This window comes from Oceanobacillus sp. E9 (assembly GCF_001741975.1).
Taxonomy (GTDB): domain Bacteria; phylum Bacillota; class Bacilli; order Bacillales; family Amphibacillaceae; genus Oceanobacillus; species Oceanobacillus kimchii.
This window is the reverse complement of record NZ_LSNA01000007.1, coordinates 81,904-99,043: the sequence shown is the minus strand read 5'-3', so window position 1 is coordinate 99,043 and position 17,140 is coordinate 81,904. Positions and strand designations below refer to the sequence as shown.

Sequence of the window (17,140 nt, the reverse complement as noted above, 5' to 3'; positions counted from 1 at the left end):
ACAGCCCGACTTCTAATCTTCAAACTAAATCTAAAACAGTAATAATGTATACACTTTAGTTCATTTTAGCACAAATTAACGTGATAGATTCAGACTTTGTATTGGAATTTATACTCATTTACATTAAGATTATTTAAAAGGGAAGAAGATTCTTGTTGCGCAGTAAGAGTCTACTGTGCAGTAATTGGTGCTGTTTTATAGTATATTTCTTGTTCCAAATTAGCCCCGTATAATAGAAGTAGGTTTGTTCTGTAACCTTGAATATATCATTGGTAGACTAAAGGTTGAAATGGAAGTACCCGAATACCAAATTGAATTTATTCAATCTATAGACAAGTGTAAGGAGTTTGCTGCCGAACAGAAAGAATTGAGAAAGGAGAATAGAGAATTGATCACTTAACTGTTTAAGAAAATCTGATCAAGCAATTTATAGAATATTTTAACAGTTTACTGTAAGATTATTTATAAAATTTTTTTGGAGATGAAATCATGTATGAAAAGATATTAGAACTCTTGGATGCAGGTGGAGAAACAAGAAATATTGAATTTAAAAAAAGTTATGATTGGGGAAATCCTCAACATAAAGCCAAGATAGTAAAATGTATTCTTGCTATGAGCAACACCAAAGATGGCGGTTATCTAGTATTGGGTATTGACGATGACAAACAAGGATTAGAAAAACTTTGTGGAATGGATTTAGAGCATTATCATAAAGTAAATTATGACCATATCGTGGTCGAAGTTAATAAGTTTGCTGATCCTCCTATTTCATTTCAAATGTATATGATTGAAGAGAATGATAAAAATTTTGTCTTATTTCGCATACCAGAATTTGCAGAATTACCAATACTTTGTAAAAAAAGTGGTGAACAAGGGTTAAAAGAAGGAGCAGTGTACTCTCGATCTAAGTCAAAGCCAGAATCTGCAATTATTAGATCTCAGTCTGAGATGAGAGAATTGATTGATATGGCTATAAATAAAGGAATCAAAGAATTCTATACTAGAGTCAGAGATTCTGGATTGCAAATAGCAGATGATAATTCTTCAGATAAGTATGCAGTTGAATTAGATGAAATTGAGAACCAAAATATATTTGACTCCATCAAACAAGGTGGATACTGGAGAATCGTTGTCAAACCAACACATTACAAAGAAAACAGAATAGAATCTTTATCAAAGTGTAAAGAGAGATTGTACCATAGTAAGTTAAGTTTAAGAGGATGGGATTTCCCACATTTCCGAGATTTAGAGAGTGGAAATGGATTCATACAGTCATCTGAAGATTTTGCTCAATATAAAGAGTTATTTAGATTCTTTAAAAGTGGTCAATTTATTTATTATAAAGCAATGTATGAAGAGCATATAGATGCCTCTTATAAGCAAAAAGTAAATGGAAAAGAGTTAGAAATATTAAGCACACTTCTATTATTCACTGAGATATTTGAGTTTGCTTCACGACTCTTCCAGCAGGAGGACATGGGAGATAAGGTAACTGTTCTTATTGAAGGCTTTGATCTTAAAGGACGTAAATTATTCTTTTATGATCCAGCTAGGACACTTTTCCGAGATTATATTTCCAACATCGAAGACAAAGCTAAAATAGAGGTAGAAGTAGACATTGAGAGGCTATTTTCAGAAAGTGGGAAATTGGCAATCAAAGCCGTAAATGAGCTATTTGAAAGGTTTGGTTGGGATACTGATGCCGTACAAGGACTTTTCAAAGAACAGCAGCAAAAGCTTCTAACAAGAAGAATTTGACCAATAGAGATATTTTTTGCATATTTTTGCCCCTTTCAAGCATTCAGTCATTTTGAAGGTAGCATAATTGTCTTAACAGAAACAAATGTGATACAACAAATGGATGCAAGGTGAAGCTCAGGTGTGAAAAAAGGAAAAGTAACAAAGTGTGGAACCTTTACTTTACTTGATACATACTACAGATGTAGTGGAAGTAACATGAGACTGTTTAGTCATAGGAATTAAATAAAGACCTAATTTGAATTTAATAGATTTCTACGTAAAATAAAATTAAAACAACGAAATATAAAATCCATTTTAATCTACTGGGAATCATACATAGTTGAAGTATAAGTAAAGTAATGTTATATTGATTATTAATAAATGACTCTCATTCAGTTGGAGTGCGAGTTTACTCTTAAGAGCAGCTCATTCATTTTGAATGCGTTGCTTTTTTCTATTATTTGAATATAAAAAGGAAAAAGCCATCCTAATTGTAATATCAATTAAAATGGCTTTTTCATAATGCTGATCCCCTTTGAAAGATCAATAGTACTCTATTTTAAAGATTCAAAAATATCAATCCCAGTTAGCATTAGTAAAGTGCATTTCCTTTGAGCAAATTAATTGTTGTGAACACCTTCAATTTGATCAAATTTCCGGTCATTAAAAAACTCACATAACCTCATATCAAATGCCTCAGCGACCATATAAAGAGTATTTATTTGAGGGGACTTGGTCCTTTTTTGCAATATTTCATTTAAAGTACTTTGAATGTTAAACTCATATTTCCTCTCAATTTTCTTAGCTAGGCCATAAATTGTAAGGTTATTCTGTTGACACAAATCCTTAATCCTAAATGTTATTGCTTCTGCACCATTAAAATATATAAATCTCTCATAGTTGCCTATTCCTGTTTCAAAATTAAATTCCTTTAATTCCATGGAAGGCGTATAACATCTAGAAAAGCCATTCTTTTGAGCAAAATTAATTCCCTCATCTGAAATGACTTGTTCTAATACCACTCTTTCAAACCCAACCTTTTTAGCATAACTCATTAACTCTTCTAATATTATGCTGCCAATTCCTTTTCCAGGTGGACTAACTTTTATTTTTACTACAACCAACGTATGGACTGGAGCATTATCTGATCATAATATTAGTTCAAATTCATTACTAATGAAATGCACTTTATGTTGAAGCGTTGAATTGTATATAACTTCTATTTCTGGATCATATTTTTTTATTAAACTCTCTAACGGATTTAACATACCTCTTTCAATTTTGATCCTGGTTCGTTTTCCTTCTCTCTTATAATAATTCATTAAATCGAAATAACAGTTTTTACTTTCTTCCAAATTCATTTCAATTCCTCCTTTAGTGTTTTACAACAGCTTTTTATTTTATAATCCTGTTATAACTGTTTACAGTTATATAAAATAAAAAGCTCCTCACAGATATTTCTGTGAAGAGCTTTTTTTGATAAACTAAATAAAATCAATTTCATGGTCATTACCTTCATTCTCAGTATTAGAAAAATCAGAACTATATATTTTGATTTGTATCTAAATACAAATTCTACTAAAATATTTTACCAGAATATATATTAAACTTCTATTTAATTGTTTGTTTACTTAAGCAAATATCAATCATTAAACAAAACAAATTTCATCAATTTCTTTCCCTGTTAGAGTTTGTAAATCAACGTTTGGTAATTTTTCAATGGATAAATTCATTTTAGTAGGAATGCTTAACGTAACAACAATAATATCACGTTTTTCCCAATTACGGCTTGAGATGGACCGTGCATAACTTGTTACATTCTGATATTTTAATAAATCAGAATCGGTTAAGTCTACAAGATAATATTCTTTACCATTTCTTTCAACAATGTAGGGGAATGATTGTCTCTCCCCTTCTTTTATTTTTGTACTTTTTAAAGTTAATTGGTAATAATAACACAATCGCTGCATCCATTCTACTTCTGTATGAAAGGAATTTGCAATCGCATAAAACACCTTACTTAAGAAAATCTTAATTGAGTGTCCAGTTGACAATAGTTCATTTGATTGCCCATTACTATGATTTATTGCATAATCAATAAAATCCTTATATGCATTTAAACCTTGTGAAATAATCATATAATCTTGTAATAACAAAGGAGAGTGTGCACTTATCTCAGATTTAATTTTGCCTATTGTTTTAGGTGTAGTATTTTTTCCCATAACATATAACCCATATTTCTTTTTTTCTGGTGAAATTAATAACCCTTGTATATTCATCCATTTGTCAAAGTTAAATACTTTTTTCACTTTCCTACTATCCCATATTTCCCAGTCAGTATTTGATAGTTCAGTTACAATATTATTCGCTAATAAAATATAAGGCACTTGGGATGGTTTTACATAATGATTAAACTCTCCCTCAACATTCGTATCGTGCTTTATCAAGCACTCCAATCCTGTTTCGGTCAACCGATGATACGAATATCCTTTTTTATGTTCTCTACTATTCTTAAGAATTCTCGATTTAATATATCCATTCTTACGCAATTTCCACAAGACCTTATTTACATACGTTCCTGAATTATTAAAGTGACGTTTCTTAATCTGCTCTGTTGTCATTACACGATAGTAATATAGATCTAACAAAATCGCTTGTTCAGTATTTGTTAATTTCGTGGTATAGTCATCAAGTAACACCTTAAGCTCTCCTTTCCTACATCCCTATAAAGGCTGTTTAGCGTTACGCTTTCCATTTTTTCAGAAAGCTAACACTAAACTAACCTCTAACAGACAAGTTATAAATTATCCATTACTAGATAGAAAAACATTGATACAACCAAATTCTTTTTAGTATTTATCAGAAAAAATCGTTGTAAAAATTAAGGTAAATATATCAGATTTCTAATTTAAAGATTTTTACTATAACAACCATTGAAAAAATTAAAGTAAAAATATATTTCTATTCAAAGAATTCTAATGCAATTCGCTCTCTTTCAAGTTTTTCTCTTACAGATTGAATCTTAGTTTTTTTATAAAACAAATGATCCAATTCTATTTTCAAAAATTCAATATAGTATTGATACGGAACTACATATAAATCAATTAACTCTTCGGAAGTTTCTACACCAATATTAGTAATACTTGATTCCTCCCATGTATCATCATCAATTACTTTTAATTTTCGGATTGTATCAATAAAAGGTTTATACGTATAATTATCCAAATCCCTGATAGCTTTACATTCTGCAAAACCGTGTACAATCACAAACATAACTTTATCAAAGACCACATAATTGGAATTAAAATCAAATTGCCTTGTTGTCTCTTTAGCAATATATTCAGGTAAATACATTCCTTCTTCGAGTACATATTCTCTTTTGTAACGTTTATTCCTTGTCTTTAAAACTTTAGTGAAAGGATATTTATATGTGAACTTATAATAAGGGATTGTTTTTCCATCATGTGCTTCAAAACAAAATTGTATGTCCATTTTTCCCCTCCTAATGTAAACACTCAAAACACTTAATATTACTGATCTTTTCTATAGATTTAAGTTAAAATGTAATCAACTTTTTCCCATAGAAAGGTTCATGTTTACAATATTTAATTGATTTATATTTTATCTTTAGAATGACTACGTTCTTTCTGTAAACATATTTCCTTTATCCGTAAACACCATTTCGTTATATGTGCATTTATTTAAGAAATCTGTTAGCATTTTACTGTAAACATAGGTCTTCTCAAATATTAATTTCATGCTATAATAATATTTAGATAGAATTTTTCGTTATCCTTACAAAGTTGAGAGCTTCTTTGTGAGGCTTTTTTATTATCTCAGGATTTATATAAACCGTCTTTCTTCGACCATTTTTAATCACTTTTAAAAGATGATGATCTTCTAGCTTTTCAAGCATCACTTCCCTATCTGCCCTATTTATTCGTTTTATATAATTATTTATTTCTGTTGATGATATTTTTCCATTTAAATGATGATCTTTATTAATTTCTAATAATCTACGAAAGAAAAATTGCAAATCAGCTTCCTTTACCGAATAATAATCTGTTTCAGCTACTCTTCTAAAATGTGTATAATAATATTTATACAACGTATGTGCCTTTGCTATATCTTTATCATTTAAAGCAATATTATCTAACCGATTATTGCCAATAACCTCCTCCACTATCTTAATTAAACATATAACTTTAATAACATTCCCGAATATTTTCATTAACCATTGCTGTGTTGTATAAGAAACATCTTCATAAGATTCATACAGTATTTCTTTGTAGAGATTATTAAAGTTATTCCAAGCATTTGGATCAACTGTTACAGTTCTAGCTGTATTTTCTACGTTTAACTCGAATAACTTTTTAATATTTTTATCAAATGTATCAGCTAAGCTTGGATACATTGTATTTTCCAAAGAAATTTTTTCTTTAGGATATCGATCTGGAACCACTACTAAGAATCGTTGCAACAACCCTCTTCCATCATGTTTTCTTAATCTAGTTATCTCTTGTGGTTGAGTAAACAAACATAAATTTAGAAGTGGATGTTCTAAATAAATATCATTTGTAGAACTTCTTAACTTTGAATAATTTGTACCTTCCCAGGCTTTTAAGTAAATATCTATACTATCTGCTTTATACCTTCCTTCTAAGTGATCAAACATCTCAGACGCTTCGGATGTTGCAATGGTTAAAGTTTCTTCATTTCTTTTTAATAACTCAGTTATTTTTTCCTGAGTAACATCTCCACTTATTATAAAAAAGCTTTTGTTTAATTCTGATTCAATACGCATGATGTCTTCTTTTAATTTTTTAAGCTCTTCATTTTTTGGTGAACTGTTCTTGCCTAAAGAGCTTTTACTTGAAATTAATTCTTCATATTGGCTTTTCTTCATATCTAATTCACTTAATAACTCTGGTTCTTGACTGATTGCTTTATCTATTAAATTTTTTTGATAATCTAGTAATACCTTAAATATTCTATTAATAACTGCATCTTTTTTAGATCCAGGATCACTCCCTAGTAACTGGTAGATGTTTAGATTTAGCACCCAATTTAAATTTTCGTATCTAAATTGGTATTTTTTCATAAGAAGGACTGAAAAGACAGATAATACTGCAGTTGCCGGTAAATCAATTTGAGTATTTTATTCCTTGGACAGTCCTTCCATATAATCCTTTGTCCAATCTGGAAATATATGAGTGGGGAAACTTGGCATAGTTCCTAAAGTTATAGGAACTGGATCTTTCCAATTTATTGTCACAATGAATCACCTCTATTAAGTTTTATTAAGAATCGAACTTCTTAATATAAACTATTGATACAACTAGACTTAACTTTAATTAAGAAAATTAAGAAGCTTTTTGTTTTCCAAAAATACGATAGAAATTCTCATCCAAAAACTTAGACATTTTTACTGCTTGAAACGTCCAAGTCTCGCCCTTCTTCTTTGGGTAGTAAACAAAACCATTATTCTCTACATCCAAAATTTTTCTGAACTGTGAAGGATATAAAATGTTCTCTTTTATCCATTCACTCTTTTTGTTAATTCTTTTCTCTAAATCTTTCATAGTCCAATACACTCCCTCTAATTCCTTTCTTCTTAACTCCTCAAGTTCAACTTGAGAAATTAATACTTGATCCTCTGGGATTGGAATAGATAGTTTTACATTAAGTTGTTGCATAATACTCCTCCTTTAAAGTTGAATACAAAAGTTGTAAGATATAAAACACTATCCTACAACTTTTGTGTTATGAAAATATAATAAAACACATAATTTGTGTTGTCAACTACAATCGTATTTTATAACACTGTTTTTGTGTTATATATTGATTTACAGCTTACAATCGTTTAAAATGAAAACAACATTAAATCAAAGGACGTGTATTAAATGACAACTAATAATGAATTGGGCAATTATATTAAGAAATTTAGAGGTAAGCATTCAATTAGAGAGGCCGCATCCATTGCCAATATTAGTCATAGTTATTGGTCAGATTTAGAGAGAGGTTATAGTAGGGCTTCTGGAAAACCCATAAATCCCAGTGTAGATACTATTACAAAAGTGGCTGATACACTTTATGAATTCAATAAAGATAATTTTAGTAGAAATGATTTTCTAGTAGATCTTTTAGAATTTATCGGTATTCCAGGTGATGTGAATAATCAGGAATTATATGATAATGATGAATATACTTTAATATACAGTGATAACACAGATTCTACTTTAAAAGCTGAAAGATTCAATTACCCTATTAATGATATAAAATACCATTTGATGGATGATCACTTTAATACAAAATTTTTCAATGGCATCCCTCTCAACCATGAAGAATTATTAAATTTAAAATCATTAATAGAAACTTATCTAAGGTCTTACACTAGAATTCCTTTAAATGCTTATGAAAAAATCACTTCATTAGCTGGTAGAAAAAGTGTTAAAGAAATTGAAAGAATCTATAATGTTTTAAGAGTTGCTTATTTAAATAAAAATCATATTACTTCTTTTGATTCTTTTATTCAAAATGCACTGATTGAAGAGACTGGAATTGATAACATTGATTCTAAAAAAGCATACGAAATTGCTGAATCATTATTTGAAGAATGAACTACTGAAATCATAGGTGATTTTTATGGCAAGTTTTCAGAAGCGAGGTAAAACATGGCAATACACCATTAGTAGAATGGTTAAGGGAAAGTCAAAGCCAATACGTAAAGGTGGATTTAAAACTAAAAAAGAGGCACAAATAGCAGCATCAGAAATGGAATTAGAATTACAAAAAGGCGTTACACCTAAATTAAAACCAATTTCTCTATATGATTATTTTGAGAATTGGTATAGGGTGTTTAAGTTTGATGTTACTAATAGTACGAAGACTCATTATGTTTATACTTTAAATATAATAGAGAAATATTTTGGACATACTCCTATCCAACAAATAACAAAAGAAGAATATCAAAAGTTTTTAAATTGGTTCGGGGAAACTCATGCAAAAGAAACAGCAGATAAAATAAATATTCATATTCGAGGGGCTGTAAGAGAAGCAATAGATGAAGGTATCATTCGAATTGATTTTACTAGAAATGCAAAAGTTATTGGGAAAGTACCTGCAAAAAAGAAAAGTGAAAAACACCTGAACTATCATGAAAGTCAACTTTTAATAAGCGAGCTTATAGAAAATTTATCAAACGGACTGGGATATTATTTATTACTACTAGCTATTACTACGGGGCTTCGTTATGGAGAACTGGTAGGATTAACTCATGAAGATTTTAATTTTGATAACAATACACTTCGGATTAATAAAACATGGGGTTATAGTCGTAAGATGCACATAGGTTTTGAACCAACTAAAAACCCACAGTCAGAAAGAGTAATTAGGGTTGATCATGTAACAATGAACTTATACCAAGATTTACTCAGTCGTTTGCCTAAAAATGAGTATGATTTAATTTTCTATAGCCATACTTCAAAATATAAAGTTATAAGCAATACCAATGCAAATAAATTACTTAGAAAGGTATTATTAAGCTTAGATATAAAACCTATTACAGTCCATGGTCTACGCCATACACATGCCAGCCTTTTATTATACAAAAGGAATTCTATATATTATGTAAGCGAAAGACTGGGACATGCAGATATTGAAACTACTCTTAGGGATTACGCTCATGTAATCAAAGAATTGAGAGAAGAGGATGAGTCATTGATGACAAATGCCTTTATTGAAATGTATAATTCCACATCTAGTAGTGATGCATTAACCACTATAAATAATTAATGAGAATCCATTTTGACAAATACAAAATGGATTCTTTTAATAAGTTAATTTTTCACTAATAATAACAATCACTTTATTCAACTTTTTTATGTATCATTTAAGTTAAATTTCTTTACTTCAATTTGTTTATCTCTTAAGTCTATAATTTCATCTTTAAAATATCTATTACTTATTAACTTCTTCACAACAAAAACTAAACTGTATTTTGCACGGGTAACACCCACAAAATATTTATGCGGACTGCTTAATTTTTTATTGGTGTCTTTCAAAAACTTTATTAATGGACCATTAGGGAAAATGACTACTCGTTCCATAGTCATCCCTTTACTAACACCAAAATTTAAAGCTGCATAACCTGATGTTGCAGTCCTTTTATCAAACCTTAAAACATTTGGTTGAAAAAAGCTTATATAGTCGTCTATATCTTTTTCCTTTACTTGATACACTCCCATATAATCATGTGAACCTTCTTTAATACTAATTATAGGATCTTCTGGATAGACAAGGTTTGCAAAATCAGCAATTTCTTGTATAAATCTCTTCGATTTATTACTCTTCATTATCTCCAAATTATGTGAGTCTTCTAAGGTTTCTAGATACTTAAAAATATGCTCTCCAGACTTTTTCTTGTTAGCTTTTGAGTTATGTGTTTTTAAAGTAGACTGTTTATAGTCGCCAACACAGTATACTCTAATGTTTGATTTTAAAAGAAGCTCTAATAGTTCAATGTCCCTTCCTGTTAAATCCTGTAATTCATCGATATAGATATGTGAATAAATTTCTTCAAGTCTCTTTATCACTGAACCATTTGACTTTGCATTTAAATAAACTGCGAACTCTGAAGCTTTATTAGCTTTAACATCACTATTTTTATTAAGGAAATATGACAAAGTATTTTTTTTCGAAAAATCTTTAATGCCGTACATATTTGTAAAGTCAAAAGACCTTATTCTGTTTATCTCTTTAAGAAAATAACTTTGATAAGGTTTAATTAATTCCTTTAAGAGAAATTGATACCAGGTAAGGATTTTTAAATGTTTATCAATTACTCCAACATTCTGTTTTTCATATTCTCTTTTTAGAGACTCCACTCCTTTGTTTGTAAAAGATACCATTAAAGCTTTTTTGGTTTGAAATGAGATCCCTAATGCATCTTGACAAATTCCCCACGTTTTACCAGAACCTGCACATGCCATAATTATTTTATTTTTTGATTGCATTATTAATGTAATCAGGGAATTCAACCTTCTCCTTGAAATCGAACACCCTTAACCCCCATTCAGCTTTATTGTTTTCCATAAATTTAATAACCTCTTCTCTTGATTTGTCCCTCATAGAACCACTCTTTGAGATAGCTTCCTTAAACCTTTTCAGAGTTTCTTGATCTTTTTCATTTACATCATACATACTAGGTTCTAAACTGTATAAAGATTCATTCTTTTCATAAAATACTTGGATAAAGTCGTACTTGTTTAGATAATCTCTATACTTTTGGTGAATGTTTTCTTCTATATCCCCATCATTATCAGTTACTATATTAATACTCTTTCCTACAAGAATAGCTAAATCACAGTAACGTTTAAAAGCCAAAGAATCGACAGTAATAATATCAGTTCCATCCTCAATTGGGAGCTTGCCATATCTATCAAAATATGCCCTCTGGACTATCAATTCATCAGTTGGTCCTTCAACCAATATAACCTTTTCAGCCAATAAGAATCTCACAGTATTATAACCTGGTAATTTCATAAAGAAATCCATCGTCTCTTGGTTCACTTGGTTTAGAGGTGTAATATTTCCTTCATGCAAAAGAATGATATTTTGAAGACCTATTTTATTTGCTACGAAACTACTATGTGTAGAAATGAAAACTTGTTTAGATTCTTCATTCTTGATTTTAGAGATTAATTTAGACATATTACTAAAAGATAAGTTATTTTCCGGTTCTTCAAATAAAATAAAATTAGATTTTTGAGATTCCTCATTTAACACTAGTTCCATCTTAATAAGATTTTGACTACCAAATCCTATGTCTTCAAAAGGTATTGCTTCGACATCTATAGAAACTTCATTTTTCCAAGCATCTAATACTTCTTCTTTAATTCCAAGTTTAATTTTTTTATCGTCTAAACGAACGTTTTTTTCTATTCTATCATTTAAGTTTTTTACACTTTCATTTGAATTAAAATCAAATTTCATTTTCCGATAATTTCTTGCCAAACTAGCTTTCTCTTCATCAGTCAAGTGCTCTGCTACACTTGAATTTACAAATCTATTTACTGAGTTACTGTAATCTTTCTTAGTGGTATCCAAAAGAGATACTTTAAAAGGTAAAGTTCTAAATACAACAGGATCTCCTGAAAAGTCTGTCCACTTAACTTCATAAAATTCAACTGGAATATCATATATTTCTTCAGCATCTAGCATTGTTTTAAATGCATCTGCATAAATTGAGTTAAAATTTACTGACATACGTATTCCAGGGCAATCTTCACCTAATGAATTGTTTGTCCCTTTTAATTCCGAATTAATTCCATCATCATTTAAGTATACTTCAACTATTATTTTGGGAAGTTCGTCGATGTTTTTTTGATCAAGTTTTTTTCTAAACTCATCTCTTATTTGCTGATTAAAACAAGAAGCCTTAAGCTGACGTTCGAAGGAATAGTTATTTAGTTTTCCACTTATCACTGTTTGAATTGCTTCTAACAGAGTACTCTTACCAGAGTCGTTATTACCGACAAAAATATTATAATCCGGATTTACGTGTATTACTTCGTCTTTAAACAATTTGTAATTATGTAAAAGAATCTTACTTATTTTCACGATCCACCACTCTTTCATTATGAATAGAATTTTTAAAATATATGTGAATTGGAAAAGCACGATTTAATAAAAAATCTTTGTGTAAAAAATGTGTAAAAAAAATATAAAACTAATCCTTTTCACTTGATTTCATCAAAATAAAAAAACACCCAAAAACATTGATATAGCAACGCTCATGGGTGTTTGAAGTTTCTTCAATTTTGTTCTACAAAAAGCTAAAAATACCGGTGGTCGGGGTCGAACCGACACTCCGTAAGGAACACGATTTTGAGTCGTGCGCGTCTGCCAATTCCGCCACACCGGCATATTGGAGGCGGTAACCGGATTTGAACCGGTGATAAAGGTTTTGCAGACCTCTGCCTTACCACTTGGCTATACCGCCACTACCTCTGGAGCGGAAGACGGGATTCGAACCCGCGACCCCCACCTTGGCAAGGTGGTGTTCTACCACTGAACTACTTCCGCAATGGCTGGGCCACCAGGATTCGAACCTGGGGTACACGGGATCAAAACCCGATGCCTTACCGCTTGGCTATGGCCCAATCACTATATTGAAATTTAAAAAAGGGCGACCGGTGGGGATTGAACCCACGAATGCCGGAGCCACAATCCGGTGCGTTAACCACTTCGCCACGACCGCCATATTGGCAGGGGTAGTAGGAATCGAACCCACATCAAAGGTTTTGGAGACCTTCGTTTTACCATTAAACTATACCCCTAAATATTTATTAAAAATGGTGGAGGGGGGCAGATTCGAACTGCCGAACCCGAAGGAGCGGATTTACAGTCCGCCGCGTTTAGCCACTTCGCTACCCCTCCGTAAAAATAAAAAAGTGGCTCGGGACGGAATCGAACCGCCGACACAAGGATTTTCAGTCCTCTGCTCTACCGACTGAGCTACCAAGCCATATGTTGTTTCTATAAACCAATTAATTTAGATGGCGGTCCGGACGGGACTCGAACCCGCGACCTCCTGCGTGACAGGCAGGCATTCTAACCAACTGAACTACCGGACCATTATTATTTGGTTGCGGGGGCAGGATTTGAACCTGCGACCTTTGGGTTATGAGCCCAACGAGCTACCAGACTGCTCCACCCCGCGATATGAGGAATACTATACTTTATATATGGTGGAGGATGCAGGGCTCGAACCTGCGACCCCCTGCTTGTAAGGCAGGTGCTCTCCCAGCTGAGCTAATCCTCCACATTATTATTGGTGACCCGTACGGGATTCGAACCCGTGTTACCGCCGTGAAAGGGCGGTGTCTTAACCGCTTGACCAACGGGCCATTGTGTAATGGCGGAGAGCGAGGGATTCGAACCCTCGAAGCCGCGGTAGCGGCTTACACGATTTCCAATCGTGCTCCTTCGGCCTCTCGGACAGCTCTCCATGGCTCCACAGGTAGGATTCGAACCTACGACCGATCGGTTAACAGCCGATTGCTCTACCACTGAGCTACTGTGGAATGATCCATAAATAATGATATTTATCTTTCATCGCTTGTCCTTAAAGGCAAACCCGGAAATAATAATTTAATATCGCCTGGCGGCGTCCTACTCTTGCAGGGGCAAAGCCCCAACTACCATCGGCGCTGAAGAGCTTAACTTCTGTGTTCGGCATGGGAACAGGTGTGGCCTCTTCGCTATCGCTACCAGACTTTCGTATAATATGTAGTCCAAAAAAATAAGGACAAGTTATATTATATGCATTCCTTAGACAAAATGCAACACTTTTTTTAGGATTGTACCCTAAAAACTAAATAAGAGTAACGTGACATCATTCTAAGAACTTAGATAAGTCCTCGATCAATTAGTATCCGTCAGCTGCACGTGTCGCCACGCTTCCACCTCGGACCTATCAACCTCATCGTCTCTGAGGGATCTTACTCACTCGAAGTGATGGGAAGTTTCATCTTGAGGGGGGCTTCATGCTTAGATGCTTTCAGCACTTATCCTTTCCACACGTAGCTACCCAGCCATGCTCCTGGCGGAACAACTGGTACACCAGCGGTGTGTCCATCCCGGTCCTCTCGTACTAAGGACAGCTCCTCTCAAACTTCCAACGCCCACGACGGATAGGGACCGAACTGTCTCACGACGTTCTGAACCCAGCTCGCGTACCGCTTTAATGGGCGAACAGCCCAACCCTTGGGACCGACTACAGCCCCAGGATGCGATGAGCCGACATCGAGGTGCCAAACCTCCCCGTCGATGTGAACTCTTGGGGGAGATAAGCCTGTTATCCCCGGGGTAGCTTTTATCCGTTGAGCGATGGCCCTTCCATGCGGAACCACCGGATCACTAAGCCCGACTTTCGTCCCTGCTCGACTTGTAGGTCTCGCAGTCAAGCTCCCTTCTGCCTTTACACTCTACGAATGATTTCCAACCATTCTGAGGGAACCTTTGGGCGCCTCCGTTACTCTTTGGGAGGCGACCGCCCCAGTCAAACTGCCCGCCTGACACTGTCTCCGAACCGGATTACGGTCCTGGGTTAGAATGTTCATACAGCGAGGGTGGTATCCCACGGGTGCCTCCACGTAAGCTAGCGCTCACGCTTCAAAGGCTCCCACCTATCCTGTACAAGCTGCACAAACATTCAATATCAGGCTACAGTAAAGCTCCACGGGGTCTTTCCGTCCTGTCGCGGGTAATGCGCATCTTCACGCATAGTATAATTTCACCGGGTCTCTCGTTGAGACAGTGCCCAAGTCGTTGCACCTTTCGTGCGGGTCGGAACTTACCCGACAAGGAATTTCGCTACCTTAGGACCGTTATAGTTACGGCCGCCGTTTACTGGGGCTTCGGTTCAAAGCTTCGCTCCGAAGAGCTAACTCGTCCCCTTAACCTTCCAGCACCGGGCAGGTGTCAGCCCCTATACTTCGCCTTTCGGCTTCGCAGAGACCTGTGTTTTTGCTAAACAGTCGCTTGGGCCTATTCACTGCGGCTCCTCCTTAAAAGGAGCACCCCTTCTCCCGAAGTTACGGGGTCATTTTGCCGAGTTCCTTAACGAGAGTTCTCCCGCTCACCTTAGGATTCTCTCCTCGCCTACCTGTGTCGGTTTGCGGTACGGGCACCTATGATCTAACTAGAGGCTTTTCTTGGCAGTGTGAAATCCGGAACTTCGGTACTTTATTTCCCTCCCCATCACAGCTTGAAATTGCCAGACGGATTTGCCTATCTGACTTTCTCACTGCTTGGGCGCACACATCCATCGGTGCGCATTCCTTATCCTACTGCGTCCCCCCATCGCTCAAACAATCATGAGGTGGTACAGGAATATCTACCTGTTGTCCATCGCCTACGCCTGTCGGCCTCGGCTTAGGTCCCGACTAACCCTGAGAGGACGAGCCTTCCTCAGGAAACCTTAGGCATTCGGTGAAAGAGATTCTCACTCTTTTTTCGCTACTCATACCGGCATTCTCACTTCTAAGCGCTCCACCAGTCCTCACGGTCTGACTTCACAGCACTTAGAACGCTCTCCTACCATTGTTCGTAAGAACAATCCGCAGCTTCGGTGATACGTTTAGCCCCGGTACATTTTCGGCGCAGAGTCACTCGACCAGTGAGCTATTACGCACTCTTTAAATGGTGGCTGCTTCTAAGCCAACATCCTGGTTGTCTGGGCAACTCCACATCCTTTTCCACTTAACGTATACTTTGGGACCTTAGCTGGCGGTCTGGGCTGTTTCCCTTTCGACTATGAACCTTATCACCCATAGTCTGACTCCCAAGTTTAAGTAACTGGCATTCGGAGTTTGACTGAATTCGGTAACCCGGTAGGGGCCCCTAGTCCAATCAGTGCTCTACCTCCAGTACTCATCATCTTGAGGCTAGCCCTAAAGCTATTTCGGAGAGAACCAGCTATCTCCGTGTTCGATTGGCATTTCACCCCTACCCACACCTCATCCCCGCATTTTTCAACATACGTGGGTTCGGGCCTCCAGTCAGTGTTACCTGACCTTCACCCTGGACATGGGTAGATCACACGGTTTCGGGTCTACGACCACATACTATATCGCCCTATTCAGACTCGCTTTCGCTGCGGCTCCGTGTCTTCCACTTAACCTTGCATGGGATCGTAACTCGCCGGTCCATTCTACAAAAGGTACGCCGTCACCCATTAACGGGCTTCGACTACTTGTAGGCACACGGTTTCAGGTTCTATTTCACTCCCCTTCCGGGGTGCTTTTCACCTTTCCCTCACGGTACTGGTTCACTATCGGTCACTAGGGAGTATTTAGCCTTGGGAGATGGTCCTCCCGGATTCCGACGGAATTCCACGTGTTCCGCCGTACTCAGGATACACTCCGGAGGAAATTCTTTTTCAATTACAGGGCTGTTACCTTCTTCGGCTGATCTTTCCAGATCGATTCATTTAAAGAATTTCTTTGTAACTCCAAAGGAGTGTCCTACAACCCCAGAAAGCAAGCTTTCTGGTTTGGGCTCTTTCCGTTTCGCTCGCCGCTACTCAGGAAATCGAGGTTTCTTTCTCTTCCTCCAGGTACTGAGATGTTTCAGTTCCCCGGGTCTGCTCCCTATACCCTATGTATTGAGGTATAGGTACTGCTCCATTACGAACAGTGGGTTTCCCCATTCGGAAATCCCCGGATCAAAGTTTACTTACAACTCCCCGAGGCATATCGGTGTTAGTCCCGTCCTTCTTCAGCTCCTAGTGCCAAGGCATCCACCGTGCGCCCTTATTCACTTAACTAAGTTGTTATTTCAGTAAATAAGCGTGCTAATTTAATAGCCTTGTTTCAAAAAAGTTTCAATCCAGCTT

General features: G+C 35.3%; 11 protein-coding genes, 14 tRNA genes and 2 rRNA genes. 3 read left to right on the top strand and 24 right to left on the bottom strand.

Going from position 1 to position 17,140, the window contains the following annotated elements; translation table 11 throughout:
• The first annotated feature begins 489 nt into the window (after positions 1–489).
• On the top strand, positions 490–1,758 hold the full coding sequence (locus AQ616_RS10110) for an AlbA family DNA-binding domain-containing protein (protein WP_069685716.1): 1,269 nt from the start codon (positions 490–492) through the stop codon (positions 1,756–1,758).
• A 602-nt stretch (positions 1,759–2,360) separates the two neighbouring features.
• Here AQ616_RS10110 and AQ616_RS10105 read toward each other — a convergent pair.
• From AQ616_RS10105 to AQ616_RS10080, 6 genes are all read right to left on the bottom strand, one after another.
• The gene (locus AQ616_RS10105; protein ID WP_139136355.1) at positions 2,361–2,864 is read right to left on the bottom strand and encodes a hypothetical protein; all 504 of its coding nucleotides are present in this window, start codon (positions 2,862–2,864) and stop codon (positions 2,361–2,363) included.
• Positions 2,865–2,888: 24 nt separating this feature from the next.
• Positions 2,889–3,101, bottom strand: a complete 213-nt coding sequence (locus AQ616_RS10100) for a hypothetical protein (RefSeq protein WP_069685714.1) — start codon at positions 3,099–3,101, stop codon at positions 2,889–2,891.
• 288 nt (positions 3,102–3,389) lie between these two features.
• A complete protein-coding gene (locus AQ616_RS10095; RefSeq protein WP_069685713.1) occupies positions 3,390–4,439 on the bottom strand; it encodes a replication-relaxation family protein in 1,050 nt (349 codons plus the stop codon).
• A gap of 262 nt (positions 4,440–4,701) precedes the next feature.
• A complete protein-coding gene (locus tag AQ616_RS10090; RefSeq protein WP_069685712.1) occupies positions 4,702–5,232 on the bottom strand; it encodes a hypothetical protein in 531 nt (176 codons plus the stop codon).
• Positions 5,233–5,512: 280 nt separating this feature from the next.
• Positions 5,513–6,889 carry a DUF3987 domain-containing protein gene (locus AQ616_RS10085; protein ID WP_084822460.1) on the bottom strand — a complete coding sequence of 459 codons (1,377 nt, stop codon included), beginning with the start codon at positions 6,887–6,889 and terminating at the stop codon, positions 5,513–5,515.
• A 214-nt stretch (positions 6,890–7,103) separates the two neighbouring features.
• Positions 7,104–7,436 carry a DUF771 domain-containing protein gene (locus AQ616_RS10080; protein WP_069685710.1) on the bottom strand — a complete coding sequence of 111 codons (333 nt, stop codon included), beginning with the start codon at positions 7,434–7,436 and terminating at the stop codon, positions 7,104–7,106.
• A 207-nt stretch (positions 7,437–7,643) separates the two neighbouring features.
• Between AQ616_RS10080 and AQ616_RS10075 the strand changes: the two genes are divergently transcribed.
• Both AQ616_RS10075 and AQ616_RS10070 read left to right on the top strand, forming a co-directional pair.
• Complete coding sequence (locus AQ616_RS10075; protein WP_069685709.1) at positions 7,644–8,360, top strand: helix-turn-helix domain-containing protein; 717 nt, start codon at positions 7,644–7,646, stop codon at positions 8,358–8,360.
• 25 nt (positions 8,361–8,385) lie between these two features.
• On the top strand, positions 8,386–9,534 hold the full coding sequence (locus AQ616_RS10070; RefSeq protein ID WP_069685708.1) for a site-specific integrase: 1,149 nt from the start codon (positions 8,386–8,388) through the stop codon (positions 9,532–9,534).
• Positions 9,535–9,620: 86 nt separating this feature from the next.
• Here the strand turns inward: AQ616_RS10070 and AQ616_RS10065 are convergent, their stop codons facing one another.
• The 18 genes from AQ616_RS10065 to AQ616_RS09980 form a co-directional block, all read right to left on the bottom strand.
• Complete coding sequence (locus AQ616_RS10065) at positions 9,621–10,754, bottom strand: UvrD-helicase domain-containing protein (protein ID WP_069685707.1); 1,134 nt, start codon at positions 10,752–10,754, stop codon at positions 9,621–9,623.
• Positions 10,738–12,378, bottom strand: a complete 1,641-nt coding sequence (locus AQ616_RS10060; RefSeq protein ID WP_139136354.1) for an ATP-dependent nuclease — start codon at positions 12,376–12,378, stop codon at positions 10,738–10,740. The genes AQ616_RS10065 and AQ616_RS10060 overlap by 17 nt, the downstream gene beginning before the upstream one ends.
• Positions 12,379–12,582: 204 nt before the next feature.
• Positions 12,583–12,664: transfer RNA gene (locus AQ616_RS10055), tRNA-Leu, on the bottom strand.
• 4 nt (positions 12,665–12,668) lie between these two features.
• A tRNA-Cys gene (locus AQ616_RS10050) sits at positions 12,669–12,742 on the bottom strand.
• 8 nt (positions 12,743–12,750) lie between these two features.
• Positions 12,751–12,825: transfer RNA gene (locus AQ616_RS10045), tRNA-Gly, on the bottom strand.
• 2 nt (positions 12,826–12,827) lie between these two features.
• A tRNA-Gln gene (locus AQ616_RS10040) sits at positions 12,828–12,902 on the bottom strand.
• A 25-nt stretch (positions 12,903–12,927) separates the two neighbouring features.
• Positions 12,928–13,000 (bottom strand) — tRNA-His (locus AQ616_RS10035).
• A gap of 5 nt (positions 13,001–13,005) precedes the next feature.
• Positions 13,006–13,079: transfer RNA gene (locus AQ616_RS10030), tRNA-Trp, on the bottom strand.
• Positions 13,080–13,095: 16 nt separating this feature from the next.
• A tRNA-Tyr gene (locus tag AQ616_RS10025) sits at positions 13,096–13,179 on the bottom strand.
• A gap of 15 nt (positions 13,180–13,194) precedes the next feature.
• Positions 13,195–13,267, bottom strand: a tRNA-Phe gene (locus AQ616_RS10020).
• 32 nt (positions 13,268–13,299) lie between these two features.
• Positions 13,300–13,376 (bottom strand) — tRNA-Asp (locus AQ616_RS10015).
• 9 nt (positions 13,377–13,385) lie between these two features.
• A tRNA-Met gene (locus AQ616_RS10010) sits at positions 13,386–13,462 on the bottom strand.
• Between the two features lie 26 nt (positions 13,463–13,488).
• Positions 13,489–13,564: transfer RNA gene (locus AQ616_RS10005), tRNA-Val, on the bottom strand.
• Positions 13,565–13,574: 10 nt separating this feature from the next.
• Positions 13,575–13,649: transfer RNA gene (locus AQ616_RS10000), tRNA-Glu, on the bottom strand.
• Between the two features lie 9 nt (positions 13,650–13,658).
• Positions 13,659–13,750 (bottom strand) — tRNA-Ser (locus AQ616_RS09995).
• A 1-nt stretch (position 13,751) separates the two neighbouring features.
• A tRNA-Asn gene (locus AQ616_RS09990) sits at positions 13,752–13,826 on the bottom strand.
• A 75-nt stretch (positions 13,827–13,901) separates the two neighbouring features.
• Positions 13,902–14,017 (bottom strand): 5S ribosomal RNA (gene rrf, locus AQ616_RS09985).
• A gap of 133 nt (positions 14,018–14,150) precedes the next feature.
• Positions 14,151–17,071 (bottom strand): 23S ribosomal RNA (locus tag AQ616_RS09980).
• Positions 17,072–17,140 lie beyond the last annotated feature (69 nt).